We start from the raw sequence: 14,484 nt of genomic DNA, 5'->3' as shown, positions 1-14,484 counted from the left end.
TGGGTCACGGTAGTGGCAGGCGCCCTGCGTAGCCGGTCAACTCCAGGTAGCCGGCGCCGAGTGGCCGTTTTTCGCGGTCGAACAACTGGGCGGCGCCCTCCCAATAGACGAGGCCACTGCTGTTTCGCGCGTCGATCTCCTGGGCGTCGAAATACGTGCTCAGCAGCATGTCGCCAGCGGGGCTCTTCAGCCGCCATTCGACCGGGTAGCGCGCGCCCGTGGCGGGGCTGGTCCAGTGCCGCAGCGGCGTCATCTCGACCTCCTGGGGCGTGAAGCTGCGGTCGGGCTGCCCGGGGCTGCGCAGGCTGCCGCCGGCCCAGTCCCGGCTGCCGTCCTTGCGGCGCAGCTGGAAGAGCGTCAGCGCGCGTCCATCATCGAGGTTGATGCCCAGCCAGTCCCAACCCTGCGCCTGGCCCAGCAGGCTGTCGCTCCATTCATGGTCCAGCCAGGCGCGGCCGGTGAGGCGCTGGCGTTGGCCGTCCAGGGTCAGCATGGCCTCGGTGGCGAGTTGGGGGCGCGAGTAGTAGCGGCTGAACTGCGCGGGATCAGGCCCCTTGCGGGACAGGCCGGCCTCGCCCTGCAGCAGTGGCGCGTCGGGCGTGGACAGGTTCAGCGCCAGCGCGAAGCCCGGGCCGTTGAAGGCGGCGCGATAGCCGTCGCCGCTGCGCTTGAGCGTCCAGTCGCGCAGCTTGACGTCGCTGTCACCCTCCATGGCCTGCACCGCGCCGGGCAGGCCGCGCAGCAACCGTTGGCTGTGGCGTTGCTTCTTCGCACCCAGGTCGGACAAGGCGACATGGCCGAGCAGCAACTGCCTGGCCGCGAGTCCGCTGGGATGGTCGGCCGCTGCCGGGCCGGGCAGGCGGAAGAAGGTCAGCTGGTAGCCGAAGCGCGGCGGTGCGCTCTTGCTGTCGCCGAGCAGGCCCGTCAAATACCACCACTCGATGCCCTGGGCCGGGTGGGCGCCGAAGTCGTGCGGGAAGTTGAGGGCGGCGCGCGCGGGCAGTGGCAGGGCGGCGAGCAACAGGGCGCGGCGCTTCATGCGTCCTCCCTCACGGCGCGCACGGCGTCAGCGCCGAGGGCGCGCCGGCCGGCCAGCAGCGAAGCGCCGACCGCCGCCGCGAAGGCCAGGCCGACCAGGGCTGCTAGGCGCGCAACCGGCAAATGCATCTCCATGCTCCAGTGAAAGCTTTGCGGGTTGACGACGTAGACGAGCACCACGCTCAGGCCCAGGCCCAGCGCCAGCCCGGCCAGCGCGCCCGCGCCGCCCGACAGGCTTGCCTCGATGAGCAGCAGCCGCTGCAACTGGCGCCTGGACAGGCCGAGATGGCGCAGCAGGCCGAACTCGCGTTTGCGCGCCAGGGCCTGAGCCGATTGGCTGGCGATGACGCCGAACAGACCCACGGCCAGGGCCACGGCCTGCAGCCACACGGTGATGGCAAAGCTGCGGTCGAAGATCTTCAGCGACAGCGCGCGCAGCTCGCCCGCCGCGGCCATTTCGACGTTGTCGCCGCCGAGCTGGCGAACCGCGGTGCGCGCCGATTCCAGCGACCGGCCCGGTGCCAGCCAGAGTGCCAGCTCGGCCGTGCTGGTGTCGCCACTGGCGCGGCGGTAGTCGTCCAGCGCCATCCACAGCGCGGTGTTCTGGCGTGAATAGTCACGCCAGACGCCGCGCACCTGCAGCTTCAGCGCGCGGCCGCCGTCGACCAGCTCGCCCTGGAAGACATGGCCCGGCTTCAGCCCGTCGCGGTCCCGCGCGGCCTCGTTGACCCAGACCGCCAGGGTGCCCGCCGCGGCAGGGCCCGCCCAGTGTTCGACGAGGGGCAGGCCGCCGGCCTGGACGTCGCGCGCAGTCAGGGCCACGGTTTCGCCGCTGGACGCCAGCCGCAGCCGGGCCGTGAGCTGCGGTGAGGTGCGGGCGACTTCGGGCAGGCGCGACAACGCCGTCAACAGGGGTGGCGGCAGCGGTGCGGGAATGCCGTTGGCGCCCCGCAGCGCACTGCGCACATAGAGGTCGGCCGGCAGGGCCTGGTCCAGCCAGCGCATCAGGGATTCACGGAAGCTGCCGATCATGACAGTCATGGCCACGGCCAGGGCCAGGGCAACCAGGACGCCGGCCAGCGACCGGCGCGCTTCGGTCGCCTGGTCGCGGCTGCGTTCGCGGGCCAGCAGCAGCAGGGCGCCTGCCGGCAGGCGCGAGAGCAGCGCCGTCATCAGCTGCACCAGGGCGGGCACCAGGGCCAGGCCGCCCATCAGCAGAAAGAACATGGCCGCATAAGCAGCGACCGGTGTGTCACCCCAGACGGGCGGCAGCCAGGCCAGCGACGCCCCCACAGCCAGCAGCGCCAGGCCGGCCCAGGCGGGCAAGGTGCGCGCCGCCGGCAGGCCCAGGCCCTTGAGCACGAGCGCGGGCGCGATGCGGCGCACCGTCAGTGCGGGTGCCAGCGCCGCGACCAGGGTGGCCGCCAGCCCCAGTGCCGCGTAGACCAGGGCCGGCAGCAGCAGTGGCTGGTTGAACAGCAGTTCGGCCGATGAATCGGTGGCGCCGTGCAAGCCCAGGTCGCTGCCCATCAGCTTCAGCGCCCCCGCGGCCAGGCCGACGCCCAGGGCCAGCCCCAGCGCCGTGCCCGCGAGGCCGATGACCAGGCCTTCGGCCAGGATCAACCGCCAGCGCATGCGCGCCGATACGCCGAGCACGCCCACCAGCGCCCATTGCGCCAGGCGCTGGGCCGTGGCCAGGGACAGCACGGCATAGACGAGGAAGCTGCCGGTGAACAGGGCCATCAGGGCCAGCAGGCCGAGGTTGACGCGGTAGGAGCGCGTCATGTCGGACAGCCGGGCGCCGGTATCGGCCGGCGGCGTGGCCAGCCAGCGCGCGGGCAGGCGGGCGGTCCAGGCCGTGGCGTCCACGCCGGGCGCGAGTTGCACGTCGATGCGGTCCAGGCTGCCCACGCGGCCGAACAGGGCTTGCGCATCGGCGATGTCCAGCACGCCCAGCGGCGTGTTGTCGGCGGCGACGCGGCCACCGATGGCCAGCTCGATGTCGCGCGGCGTGCCTTCGCCTGGCAGGCGCAGCGCCAGCTGGGTGGCGCCGCCAGGTAGCAGCTTGCGGGCAGCAGCGTTCAGGTGGACGACATGCGGGCTCAGCAGCGCCGCCGGCCCACCTTCGACCTGGGGCGTCAGTTCAGCCGCCAGCGGACGGCCGGCAGCGGCCGAGGCCAGCAGCGCCAGTGGGTCCAGGCCGATGAGGCGGATGGACAGGCCCCGCCCGCCTGGGCCGACCTGGCCCGGCCACAGCGCCATGGCCTCGACGACGGGGTTGGCGGCGGCGACTTCGGGGCGGTTCAGCAGATCGACGAGGTCGGCATCGGTCAGCGGGCCGGAGCGGGCCGTCAGCACCAGATCGGGCTGGCCGTTGACGCCGCGCGCCGCACGCGCGAATTCGGTCAGGGCGGCGCCATTGAGCAGATGTACGCCGAAGGCCAGGGCCACGCCCAGCATGACGGCGATGACGGCCAAAAGGACGCGGCCGGGCTGGTCCCGCCAGGCGGGCCAGGTGAAATGGCGCCAAAGGGTCATGCGCTATGCAGCCCGCTGGCATCCAGCCGAAGCCTGCGGTGTGCCGCCTCGGCCGCACGCTCGGAATGCGTCACCAGCAGGCAGGCCGCACCGGCTTCCTGCGTGCAGCGGCGCAGCAGGGCCAGCACTTCGCCGGCATGGCGCGGGTCGAGGTTGCCAGTGGGTTCATCGGCCAGCACGAGGCGAGGGCGGTGCACCAGGGCCCGCGCGATCGCCACGCGCTGCAACTGCCCGCCCGACAACTGCCTGGGCATGCGCGCGGCCAGAGGCGCCAGTTCCACCGCCGTCAGCATCTGCCGCACCCGTTCGTCATCGCGCTGGCCCAGCAGGCGCAGCGGCAGGGCCACGTTGTCGGCCACGTTCAGATGCGGCAGCAGATGGAAGGCCTGGAAGATGAATCCCAGCTCGCGGCGCCGCAGCGCCGAGCGGGCCTCATCGTCCAGCGCCCGCAGGTCCTGGCCCACCAGCGTGATGGTGCCGGCGTCGGCCTCGTCCAGCCCGGCCAGGCAGTTCAGCAACGTGGACTTGCCGCTGCCGGACTCGCCGAGCAGGGCGACGATCTCGCCGGCGTCCAGGTCCAGATCCACATCGGAAAACACGGCCACCTCGCCGTAGGACTTCGCCAGGCGGCGCGCACTCAGAAGACTCATGGACCGGATTCTGGGTCCTTGCGCGCGGCGCCGGCCCGCGGGGGAATCAAGCGAGCAACCTCTGCAAGCCGACCAGCAGCTCGGGGATGGGTTGGGGGCCGTCGCAAGCGATGACGCGGCGCTGCGGCATGCTGCGCAGCCAGGTGATCTGGCGCTTGGCCAACTGGCGCGTGGCGGCAATGCCGCGCTCGCGCAGGTCGGAGAAGTTGTTGGCGTCCAGCGCTTCCCAGGCCTGGCGGTAGCCGACGCAACGCATCGATGGCAAGGCCAGGCTCAGGTCGCCACGGGCCCGCAAGCTCTTGACCTCGTCGACCAGCCCTTGGGCCAACATGACGTCGAAACGCTGCGCCAGGCGCTCGTGCAGCCAAGCGCGGTCGCTGGGCTCCAGCGAGAACAGCGGCCAGTCCACGCCTTCGTCGCGCGAGGCGGCATGCAGCGCGCTCAGCGGCTGGCCGGTCAGGCGGATGACTTCCAGCGCGCGCTGGATTCGCTGGCTGTCGTTGGGTGCCAAGCGGGCGCCCGTTTCAGGGTCGAGCTTGGCCAGCTCCGCATGCATCGCTGGCCAGCCGCGCTCGGCCGCCTCGGCGTCGATGGCGGCACGCAGGTCGGCGTCGGCCTGGGGCAGCGTCGACAGGCCATCGAACAGCGCCTTGAAGTACAGCATCGTGCCGCCCACCAGCAGCGGCAGCTTGCCACGCGCGCTGATCTCCGCAGCAAGCCGTTTGGCATCGCGCACGAACTCGGCGGCCGAATAGCTCTCGGTCGGGTCAAGGATGTCGATGAGATGGTGCGGCACCGCGGCCTGCTCAGCGGCCGTGGGCTTGGCCGTGCCGATGTCCATGCCGCGGTAGACCAGGGCCGAGTCGACACTGATGATCTCAACGGGCAGCACCTCGGCAATCGCCAGGGCCGCCGCCGTCTTGCCGCAGCCGGTCGGGCCGGCCAGGCAGATCGGTGTATTCAGAACTTCTCCCATGGCGCGAGATAGCGCCACTGCCCAACCGGCAGGTGCCCGAGCGGAATGCGGCCGATGCGCACGCGCTTCAGGCCGACGACCTTGAGGCCGACCAGTTCGCACATGCGGCGGATCTGGCGCTTCTTGCCCTCGCGCAGCACAAAGCGCAGCTGGTGCTCGTTCTGCCAGCTGACCTTGGCGGGCTTGAGTTCTTCGCCGTCCAGCTCCAGGCCATGGTTGAGCAGGGCGAGTTTGTTGTTCGACAGCGCCGCGTTGGGCAGCGTGCCCTCTGGCACGGCTTCAGCACCGGGCAGGCCGACGAACTCGACACGCACGAGGTACTCCTTCTCGACGTCGGAGTCGTCGCCGATCAGCACCCGGGCGATGCGGCCGTCCTGCGTCAGCACGAGCAGGCCGGTGGAGTCGATGTCCAGCCGCCCGGCGGGAGCCAGGTTGCGGTGGTGGCCGGCGTTGGGCTTGATGCCGGAGGCGTCTTCCGCCCAGCGGTTCTCGGGCTGGAACAGCACGACGGCCGGCTCGTAGCCGTCTTCGGCCTGGCCCGAGACGTAACCGATGGGCTTGTGCAGCAGCACGGTGACAAGCTGGGCCTGTTGGTTGCGGGCGGCGGGGTCGATGTCGATCTGCACGTCGAGGCCGACTCGCTGGCCCAGCACGGCGACCTTGCCATTGACGCGCACCCAGCCGGCGGCAATCCAGTCGTCGGCCTCGCGGCGCGAGGCGAGCTTGAGCTCACCCATGCGCTTGGACAGGCGCTCGCCGTCCTCAGGGGCGACCTCGCGGGCCGGGTTGCGGCGTTGCTGCGGGCGCTGCGGCGGCTCGAAGTTGGGGCCGCGGTTGGCCACACGGCGTTGGTCGACGCGCGGTGGGCGGTCAGCAGGAGGGCGTTCGTCCGGGCGGGCGCGAGGGGCGCGTTCTGGGCGCTGTGGCGCGTCGCCGCGGTATTGCGGCGGGCGCTCGTCGGGTCGTGCACGCGGGCCACGCTCGGGGCGCGGCGGCGCATCGCCACGCGGCTGCTGCTGCCAGTCAGACTTGAAGCCCGTCGGCTTCGGGCGAGCCGGCCGCTCGTCGCGAGACGGTGCCGGCCGTTCGGCGCGCTGCGCTTGCGACTTCTGGAACTGCTCCTCGCGCTCGGCCCGGTCGGCTTGCGCCTTGGCAAGCGTCGTGCGGGGCTTGGAGACGCCCTTGCCGCGCACCGGCGCGCGCTTCTCGCCCTCGGCGTTGCGAGTCTTGGCAGCAGGCTTGGGCTTGCCCTTGAGGGTGATGGTGGCCATCGTTTTCTTTCAGCGTCCGCGCAGGAAAAGGGCGTCCAGCTCGCGCATGTCGAGCTGGCGCCAGGTGGGGCGGCCGTGGTTGCATTGGTCGGCTCGTTCGGTGGCTTCCATGTCGCGCAGCAGCGCGTTCATTTCGTCCAGAGTCAATTGCCGGTTGGCGCGCACGGCGCCGTGGCAGGCCATGGTGGCGAGGATTTCATGCTGGGCGCGTTCGAGCACCGAGCTGGCGTCGAACTGGGCCATCTCGGCGAGCAGCTCGCGGGTCAGCGCGACGAGGTCGGAGGCCGCAAGCAGGGCGGGGCGGGAGCGCACGGCCAAGGTGCGGACCGACAGCGGGGCGACATCCAGGCCGAGCTTTGACAGCGTGTCGGCATGCTGCTCGGCGGCGGCGACCTCCTCGGCCGTAGCGGCGAAGCTGACCGGGATCAGCAGCGGCTGGCTTTCGATCTGGGTCGCGCCGAGCCTGGCCTTGAGCCGCTCATAGACGACGCGCTCATGGGCCGCGTGCATGTCGACGATGACCAGGCCTTGCTTGTTCTCGGCCAGGATGTAGACGCCCTGGATCTGCGCGATGGCGCGGCCCAGCGGCCAGTCCTCGTCCGGCAACTTCATCTTCAAGCTGATCGTCGGCGCGGCTGTCGCAGGTGCGGGCTCAGGAGCTTCACCGGGGGCCCACAGGGCCTCGTGCTGAACCAGGGACAGCCTGACCTGCTCGGCCGTCGCCGGCACGGGCGGCACATAAGACTGGTAGGCCGGGCGCGGCTCCGAGACGAAGAGCGTGGCCGGCATCGTCGGCTCGAAGCCAAGCGGCGCCATGGCCGATTCGACGCCGGCGGCGTCCGCACGCGACTGGGCCAGCGCGTCGATGAAGGCGCGGCGCACGGATTGGTGGATGGCGCGGCCGTCGCGAAAGCGCACCTCGATCTTGGTCGGGTGCACGTTCACGTCCACCAGCTCGGGCGCGATCTCGATGAAGAGCACATAGCTGGGCTGGCGCTGGCCGTGCAGCACGTCCTCGTAGGCGGAGCGGATGGCATGGCTGATGAGCTTGTCGCGCACATGGCGACCATTGACCCAGACGTATTGCTGGTCGGCCCGCGAGCGCGCCGCCTCGGGCAGGCCGGCGCGTCCGGTCAGGGCCAAGGGGCCGAAGCTGTGCTCGAAGGGGCGGCTCTCGGTGACAAAGTCTGCGCCCAGCGCATCGGCAATGCGCTGCTCGCTGGACGCGGCGCGCCATTGGTCGACGAGCTTGCCTTCGTGCCAGATCGCAAAGCCGACGTCGGGACGCGCCAGTGCATGGCGGCGCACGGCTTCGACGCAATGGGCCAGCTCGGTGGCGTCGGTCTTGAGGAACTTGCGGCGGGCGGGGGTGGCAAAAAACAGCTCGCGCACCTCGACGCTGGTGCCGCGCGCACGGGCGGCCGGCTGCAGCTCGCCGCTGCGGGCGTCCAGCCGGTGGGCGTGAGCGTCGGCGGCCGTGCGGCTGGCAATGACCATGTCGGAGACCGACGAGATGGCGGCCAATGCCTCGCCGCGGAATCCCATCGTCGCGACGGATTCCAGGTCACTCAGGCTGGCGATCTTGCTCGTGGCATGGCGCTTGAGTGCCAGGGGCAACTGGTTGACAGGGATGCCGCAGCCGTCGTCCTCGACGACGATGGCACGCACGCCACCGGCCATCAGCTTGACCTGGATGTTCTTCGCGCCGGCGTCCAGTGCGTTGTCCACCAGCTCGCGCACCACCGAGGCCGGGCGCTCGACGACCTCGCCGGCGGCGATCTGGCTGATCAGCTCATCGGGCAGTTCGCGGATGGCGCGCGGGGCAGGGAGGTCGGGCAGGGGCAAATCCATCGGCGGGATTATCGGCGCCGTCCGGCTGTCACGTCCGGGCCGGGATAATCGCTGCCCATGGATTTCCTTCCCTTCCTCATCGACTTCGTCCTGCACGTCGACCAGCACCTGGCCAACTTCGTCGCGAGTTACGGCGCCTGGGTGTATGCGCTGCTCTTCCTGATCATCTTTGTCGAGACCGGCGTGGTCGTCATGCCCTTCCTGCCGGGGGATTCCCTGCTCTTTGTCGTCGGCGCCATGTGTGGCGTCGGGCTGATGGACCTGGGCCTGTCCATGGCGCTGCTGACGGCGGCGGCCATCCTCGGCAACCAGAGCAACTACAGCATCGGCCGGCATTTCGGCCCGCGCGTCTTCCAGTGGGAGGACTCGCGCTTCTTCAACAAGGCCGCCTTCGAGAAGGCCCATGCCTTCTACGAGAAGTACGGCGGCATCACCCTCGTTGCGGCCCGCTTCATGCCCTTTTTGCGCACTTTCGCGCCCTTCGTGGCCGGCGTGGCGCAGATGACGCGGCGCAAGTTCACGCTGTATGACGTGGGCGGCGGCGTGCTGTGGGTCTGCGGTGTCACGCTGATCGGCTATGTCTTCGGCAACGTGCCCTGGGTCAAAACCAACCTGGACAAGATCATCTGGGCCATGATTCTCATACCCGGCCTGGTCATCATCGCCGGCGGCCTGAAGGCCAGGTTCAAGCGCCAGCCGGGCTGACTCGGCACGGCCAACTCAGCCCGGCGCTGACTTTCGGAGCCGCGCCCAAGGCGCACTAGAGTCGCGGGTTTTCGTCTGATCGGAGATCCCGATGACCCTGACCCGTATCGCCATGGCTTTGGCCTGTGCCTGGATGACCTCCGGCGCGGCCTTGGCGGCCGAACCGACGCTCATGCTGCGCCAGCCCGCCGTCTCCAAGGACCACCTGGCCTTCGTCTATGCCGGCGATCTCTGGCTGGCTGACCGCAGTGGCGGCAATGCCCGGCGCCTGACCAGCCATGCGGCTGCCGAGTTCGCGCCGCGCTTCTCGCCGGACGGCAGGAGCATCGCCTTCTCGGCCAGCTATGACGGCAATACCGACGTCTACGTCATCGGCCTGGACGGCAGCGCGCCCAAACGCCTGACCTGGCACCCGACGGCTGACGTCGTCAGCGGCTGGAGCCCTGATGGCAAGCGCGTGCTGTTCGCCTCGCCGCGCGAGGTGCTGAACAACCGCAGCAACCAGCTCTACGAGGTCAGCGTGGAAGGCGGCTACGAGAAGCAGGTCATGATGGCCGTGGCCTTCGAGGGCGCCTGGTCGGCCGACGGCAAGCAGCTGGCCTACCGCCCCTACAACGCCGCCTATGCCGGCATGAGCGGCTGGCGCCAGAGCCGCGGTGGCTCGACGCCACCGGTGTGGGTCATGGATGTCGCCAGCCAGAAGTGGCAGCAGATTCCCCACGTCAATGCGACCGACTCCGCACCGGTCTGGGCCGGCAGCGAGGTCGTTTTCATCTCCGACCGTGCCGACGGCGCGGCTAATCTCTTCGCTTTCAACCCGGCGACCCAATCGCTGCGCCAACTGACCCGCGAGACGCAATGGGACGTGCGCAGCGTCGACGCCGTCGGCACGACCCTGGTCTACGAGTCCGGTGGCCGCATCCAGCAGATTGAACTGGCAGGCGGCACGCCGCGTGTGCTCGACATCCAGCTCACCAGCATCGCGCCCCAGGCGCGGCCGCAGTGGAAGGATGCTGGCAAGACGCTGACCCATGCTCAGCTGTCCAGCACCGGCAAGCGCGTTGTCGTCAGCGCGCGTGGCGAGGTGTTCACCGTGCCGGTCAAGGATGGCAGCGTGCGCAACCTGACCGAGAGCCCCGGCGTGCGTGAGAAGGACGCGCTGTGGAGCGCCGACGGCCAGCGCGTGGCCTACCTGTCCGACGCCCCGGGCATGCGCCATGAGCTGGTGCTGCAGAACCAGACCGGCCTGGGGGCGAAGGAGCGCTTCCTGCTGCCCAAGGAGGGTTATTTCGCGCTGATGGACTGGTCCCCTGACGGCAATCAGTTCGTGCTGCAGGACAACCACCTCAACCTCTATCGGCTGAGCCTGGTGCCCGGCCCGCAGCGCGGCCAGCTCGTCAGGGTCGCCACCGACGTGCGCCGCTTCGGCGCCGACGGCTATGCCGTGTCCTTCTCGCCGGACAGCCGCTGGCTGGCCTACACGACCTCGGGCGAGAACTATTTCAGCCGCATCGTGCTGCACGACCTGGCGACCGGCCGCAACCATGCCGTCACCGACGGCCTGGCCCACGCCGGCAACCCGGCCTTCTCGGCCAAGGGCGACTACCTGTATTTCACGGCGTCCATCAACTCCGGCCCCAGCCAGGTTGGGCTGGATCTGTCCACACAGGAGCGCCCGCGCCGTGCCGGCCTCTACGCCGTGGTGCTCGCGGCCGACGGCAAGTCGCCGCTGGCGCCCAAGGCGGGTGACGAGGATGGCAAGAAGGACGACAAGAAGGACGAGAACAAGGACGACAAAAAGGAAGAAAAGAAGGACGACAAAAAGGACGACAAGAAGGCTGACGCCAAGAAGGACGAAAAGCCCAAGCCCGAACCGGTCAAGCCGATCAAGGTCGACCTTGACGGCCTGGCCGACCGCGTCGTGGCCCTGCCGGTGGCCGAGCGCAACTACGACAACCTGGTGGTCGCCTCGGACGGCGCGCTCTTCTATCTGCAGCGCCCGCAGCCCGGCGCCAGCAACGAGCCGCCGCAGGCCGAGCGTCGCGCGACGGCCGAGCTGTGGCGCTTCGACTTCGAGGAGCGCAAGCCCAAACTGCTGCGCACCGGCATTGCCGAGTTCTCGCTGAGCGAAGACCACAAGAAGCTGCTGCTGACCGTGGCCGGCGGCAAGCTGGAGGTGGGCGATGCCAATGACAAGGGCGACAGCAAGCCGCTGGACCTGTCGGGCCTGCGAGCCCGTGTCGACCCCAAGGCCGAGTGGAAGCAGATCTTCGACGAGGCCTGGTGGATGGAGAAGGAATTCTTCTACGACCCGGCCATGCATGGCTTGAACTGGCAGGCCGTCTATGACCGCTATCTGCCGCAACTGGCCCATGTGCAGCGCCGCGAGGATCTGAACGACCTGCTCGTGCAGATGATTGGCGAACTGCAGGTCGGCCACAACCGTGCCGGCGGTGGTGACGTGCATCAGGAGGCGCCCGTCGCCGTCGGCCTGCTGGGCGCGGACTTCGTCGTCGAGCAGGGTCGCTACAAGGTCGCCAGGCTCTACGCCGGCGACCGCCTCAGCCCCAATCTGCGCTCGCCGCTGACGGTGGCCGGCCTGGGTGTGAAGGAAGGGGACTTCATCCTCGCCATCAACGGCCATGAGCTGATGGAGCCGACCAACATCTATTCGCTGCTGGAAAATACCGTCGGCAAGCAGGTCGTCATTGCCATCGCTCGGGACGCCGCCGGCAAGGGTCGCCGCGAGATCACCGTCGAGCCCATTGCCAACGAGAGCCTGCTGCGCCGCTGGGCCTGGATCGACGGCAACCGCAGGAAGGTGGAGCAAAAGAGCGGCGGCAAGATTGCCTATGTCTACATGCCCGACACCGCGGGCCAGGGCTTCGAGCACTTCAACCGCATGTTCTTCGCGCAGATCGACAAGCAGGCGCTGATCGTCGACGACCGCCGCAATGGCGGTGGGCAAGCGGCGAACTACGTGACGGAGCTGCTGTCGCGGCCGTATCTGGGCAGCTGGAAGGACCGTGACGGCCTGGTCTTCGACACGCCGGGCGGTGCCATCTACGGCCCCAAGGCCATGCTGATCGACCAGGACGCCGGTTCGGGTGGCGACTTCATGCCCTATGCCTTCAAGCGCGTGGGCCTGGGGCCGCTGATCGGCAAGCGCACCTGGGGCGGCCTGATTGGCATCTCGGCCAACCCGCCGCTGACCGATGGCGGCTTCCTGACCGTGCCCTTCTTTCGTTTCTACACACCGGATGGCGAATGGCGCATCGAGAACGAGGGCGTGTCGCCGGACATCGACGTCGAACTCGACCCGGCGGCCGTCAACCGTGGCGATGACACGCAGCTGGATGCGGCGATTGCCGATGTGCTGAAGCGCCTGGAGGGGTGGAAGCCGATCCAGCGCAAGGCAGCGCCGAGCGCCGCAACCTTGGGCCGCTGATGAAAGCCTGGGCGGCCCTGTCCCTGCGGGGCCGCCTGTTCCTGCTGGCGCTGCTGCCGCTGCTGGCCTCCCTCGCGCTGATCGCGCTGGCCGTGCGCCAGCAGGAAAGCGAGCTGGCGGCGCGCGAGCATGCGCTGGTGCGCGCCAGCTATATGGACGCGCGGCGCACCGAGCTCAAGCATTACGTCGACCTGGCGGTCAGCACCATCCAGCCCTTGCTCGGCCAGCCGGGCGGGCCCGAGAGGGCGCTGGCCATCCTGTCCTCGCTGGACTACGGCCGCGACGGCTATTTCTTCGTCTATTCGCTGGACGGCCACGTGCTGATGCATTCGCGCCAGCCCGAGCTGATCGGGCAAAACCTCTGGGAGATGCGCGACCCGAAGGGCCGGCCCACTATCCAGCAGCTCATCAATCAGGCCAAGGCCGGCGGCGGCTATGTCGAATACCTGTGGCGCAAGCCGTCCAGCAGCCTGCTGGCGCCCAAGCTGGGCTATGTCGTCACCGTGCCGCAGTGGGACTGGATGCTGGGCACGGGCCTGTACCTGGACGGCATCGAGGCCACGATGGCCGAACTGGAGCGCGGCGCGCGCCAGAACATCACGGCCACCATGCTGTGGGTGGGCGCTGTCGCCGTCTTCGGCGTCGCGCTGATCAGCGCCGGTGCGCTGGCCCTGAACCTGAGCGAGCACCGCAGCGCCGAGGCCAAGCTGCGTGCCCTGGCCCGCCAGGTCGTGCAGAGCCAGGAGGACGAGCGCGCACGGCTGGCGCGCGAGCTGCATGACGGCGTCAGCCAGGCGCTGGTGGCCACCAAGCTGCTGATCGAGTCCGCCCAGCACGAACCCGAGGGCGCTGCGCGGCTGCAGGAGCTGGCCTTGAAGCGCCTGAACAGCACGCTGGCCGAGGTGCGCCACCTGTCCCACGCGCTGCGGCCGGCGCTGCTGGACACCCTCGGCCTGCCTGCGGCACTGCAGCATCTGGCGGGCGAGTTCGACGCTGCCGGTGGCACGCATTTCTCGGCGGCGGTTGAGGGTGAGGAGGTGGGCTTGCCCGAGGCCGTGAACACGGCCCTGTTCCGCATTGCCCAGGAAGCGCTGAACAACGCGGCCCGGCATGCCCACGCGACGACGGTGAGCGTGCTGCTGCGTTTCGAGCGCGACGGTGGCCTGGCGCTGGAAATCAACGATGACGGCCAGGGCTTCGACGCCGACGCCGCCCAGGCCGCAGCCGACCGGGGACTGGGCCTGCGCAGCATGCGCGAACGGGCGGCCGCCCTCGGTGCCCGCCTGAGTCTCTTCGCTTCGCCCGGCATGGGCAGTCGCCTCACGGTCAAACTAGCGGCTTCCGACCTGGCTCGCGCTGCTGCATGACCCTGACACCCATCCGCATCCTGCTCGTCGATGACCACCCGATGGTGCGGGAGGGCCTGGTTGCGCGCCTGGCGGCCGTGCCGCGCTTCGAGATCGTTGGTGAGGCCGGCGGGCGGGCCGAGGCCCTGGAGCAATTGGCGCGCACGGCGCCCGACGTCGTGCTGATGGATGTGGGCTTGAAGGACGGCAACGGCATCACGCTGGGCGCCGAGATGCTGGCCGCCCAGCCGTCCATCAGGCTGCTGATGTTCAGCATGTATGACAACCCCGAATACGTGCAACGTGCGCTGACCGCCGGTGCCCGCGGCTACGTGCTCAAGGATGCGCCGGCGACCGAGATCGTGTCGGCGATCGATGCGGTGGCCGCGGGCGGCACCTTCCTGAGCGCTGCAGTCTCAGGCCGGCTATTCCGCGGCCAGGCCCCCAAGCCGGTGCTGACGCCGCGCGAAAGCGAGATCCTCAGCCTGCTGGGGCAGGGCGCGTCGAGCAAGCAGATCGCCCGCGACCTGGATCTGTCGGTGCGCACCGTCGAAGCCCACCGCCAGAGCATCAAGCGCAAGCTGGAGCTGGACGGGCAGGCGGAGCTGATCCGGTATGCGGTCGAACATGCGAGAGAAGCTGGATTGAAATGACTCGCGTG

Annotated in this window: 10 protein-coding genes; 4 read left to right on the top strand and 6 right to left on the bottom strand. The window is 69.6% G+C overall.

Features of this window, described 5'->3' with window-relative positions:
• Positions 1–4: 4 nt before the first annotated feature.
• Genes AC1DW0_RS11800 through mutL form a run of 6 tightly spaced genes read right to left on the bottom strand, consistent with a single transcriptional unit; the run spans position 5 to position 8,324 of the window.
• Positions 5–1,039, bottom strand: a complete 1,035-nt coding sequence (locus AC1DW0_RS11800) for a lipocalin-like domain-containing protein (protein ID WP_477945983.1) — start codon at positions 1,037–1,039, stop codon at positions 5–7.
• Entirely contained in the window at positions 1,036–3,576 is a 2,541-nt protein-coding gene (locus AC1DW0_RS11795; RefSeq protein WP_477945982.1) for an ABC transporter permease, read from the bottom strand. Before AC1DW0_RS11795 ends, AC1DW0_RS11800 begins: the two co-directional genes overlap by 4 nt.
• On the bottom strand, positions 3,573–4,226 hold the full coding sequence (locus tag AC1DW0_RS11790) for an ABC transporter ATP-binding protein (protein ID WP_056201577.1): 654 nt from the start codon (positions 4,224–4,226) through the stop codon (positions 3,573–3,575). The genes AC1DW0_RS11795 and AC1DW0_RS11790 overlap by 4 nt, the downstream gene beginning before the upstream one ends.
• 46 nt (positions 4,227–4,272) lie before the next feature.
• Positions 4,273–5,202, bottom strand: coding sequence for a tRNA (adenosine(37)-N6)-dimethylallyltransferase MiaA (miaA, locus tag AC1DW0_RS11785; RefSeq protein WP_457390481.1), 930 nt, complete (start codon positions 5,200–5,202; stop codon positions 4,273–4,275).
• Positions 5,187–6,473 carry a pseudouridine synthase gene (locus AC1DW0_RS11780; protein WP_477945979.1) on the bottom strand — a complete coding sequence of 429 codons (1,287 nt, stop codon included), beginning with the start codon at positions 6,471–6,473 and terminating at the stop codon, positions 5,187–5,189. Before AC1DW0_RS11780 ends, miaA begins: the two co-directional genes overlap by 16 nt.
• 9 nt (positions 6,474–6,482) lie before the next feature.
• Entirely contained in the window at positions 6,483–8,324 is a 1,842-nt protein-coding gene (mutL, locus tag AC1DW0_RS11775; RefSeq protein WP_477945978.1) for a DNA mismatch repair endonuclease MutL, read from the bottom strand.
• Positions 8,325–8,381: 57 nt separating this feature from the next.
• Here mutL and AC1DW0_RS11770 point away from each other — a divergent pair, with 57 nt between their 5' ends.
• The 4 genes from AC1DW0_RS11770 to AC1DW0_RS11755 all read left to right on the top strand — a co-directional run bounded on the left by AC1DW0_RS11770 (position 8,382) and on the right by AC1DW0_RS11755 (position 14,476).
• A complete protein-coding gene (locus tag AC1DW0_RS11770; RefSeq protein ID WP_056201588.1) occupies positions 8,382–9,029 on the top strand; it encodes a DedA family protein in 648 nt (215 codons plus the stop codon).
• 91 nt (positions 9,030–9,120) lie between these two features.
• On the top strand, positions 9,121–12,477 hold the full coding sequence (locus AC1DW0_RS11765; protein ID WP_477945976.1) for a S41 family peptidase: 3,357 nt from the start codon (positions 9,121–9,123) through the stop codon (positions 12,475–12,477).
• Positions 12,477–13,844, top strand: coding sequence for a cache domain-containing protein (locus AC1DW0_RS11760; RefSeq protein WP_477945974.1), 1,368 nt, complete (start codon positions 12,477–12,479; stop codon positions 13,842–13,844). The genes AC1DW0_RS11765 and AC1DW0_RS11760 overlap by 1 nt, the downstream gene beginning before the upstream one ends.
• Positions 13,841–14,476 carry a response regulator transcription factor gene (locus AC1DW0_RS11755; RefSeq protein WP_477945972.1) on the top strand — a complete coding sequence of 212 codons (636 nt, stop codon included), beginning with the start codon at positions 13,841–13,843 and terminating at the stop codon, positions 14,474–14,476. The genes AC1DW0_RS11760 and AC1DW0_RS11755 overlap by 4 nt, the downstream gene beginning before the upstream one ends.
• The last annotated feature ends 8 nt before the right edge of the window (positions 14,477–14,484 follow it).

The sequence above is a fragment of the Roseateles sp. P4_D2 genome (genome assembly GCF_056401875.1).
The sequence above is the reverse complement of the archived record's forward strand: the minus strand, read 5'-3'. Positions and strand labels throughout refer to the sequence as shown.

Excerpts from the sequence above, each read along its gene's own strand:
- AC1DW0_RS11800 (WP_477945983.1), bottom strand. The coding sequence starts at position 1,039 with ATGAAGCGCCGCGCCCTGTTGCTCGCCGCCCTGCCACTGCCCGCGCGC.
- AC1DW0_RS11795 (WP_477945982.1), bottom strand. The coding sequence starts at position 3,576 with ATGACCCTTTGGCGCCATTTCACCTGGCCCGCCTGGCGGGACCAGCCC.
- AC1DW0_RS11790 (WP_056201577.1), bottom strand. The coding sequence starts at position 4,226 with ATGAGTCTTCTGAGTGCGCGCCGCCTGGCGAAGTCCTACGGCGAGGTG.
- miaA (WP_457390481.1), bottom strand. The coding sequence starts at position 5,202 with ATGGGAGAAGTTCTGAATACACCGATCTGCCTGGCCGGCCCGACCGGC.
- AC1DW0_RS11780 (WP_477945979.1), bottom strand. The coding sequence starts at position 6,473 with ATGGCCACCATCACCCTCAAGGGCAAGCCCAAGCCTGCTGCCAAGACT.
- mutL (WP_477945978.1), bottom strand. The coding sequence starts at position 8,324 with ATGGATTTGCCCCTGCCCGACCTCCCTGCCCCGCGCGCCATCCGCGAA.
- AC1DW0_RS11770 (WP_056201588.1), top strand. The coding sequence starts at position 8,382 with ATGGATTTCCTTCCCTTCCTCATCGACTTCGTCCTGCACGTCGACCAG.
- AC1DW0_RS11765 (WP_477945976.1), top strand. The coding sequence starts at position 9,121 with ATGACCCTGACCCGTATCGCCATGGCTTTGGCCTGTGCCTGGATGACC.
- AC1DW0_RS11760 (WP_477945974.1), top strand. The coding sequence starts at position 12,477 with ATGAAAGCCTGGGCGGCCCTGTCCCTGCGGGGCCGCCTGTTCCTGCTG.
- AC1DW0_RS11755 (WP_477945972.1), top strand. The coding sequence starts at position 13,841 with ATGACCCTGACACCCATCCGCATCCTGCTCGTCGATGACCACCCGATG.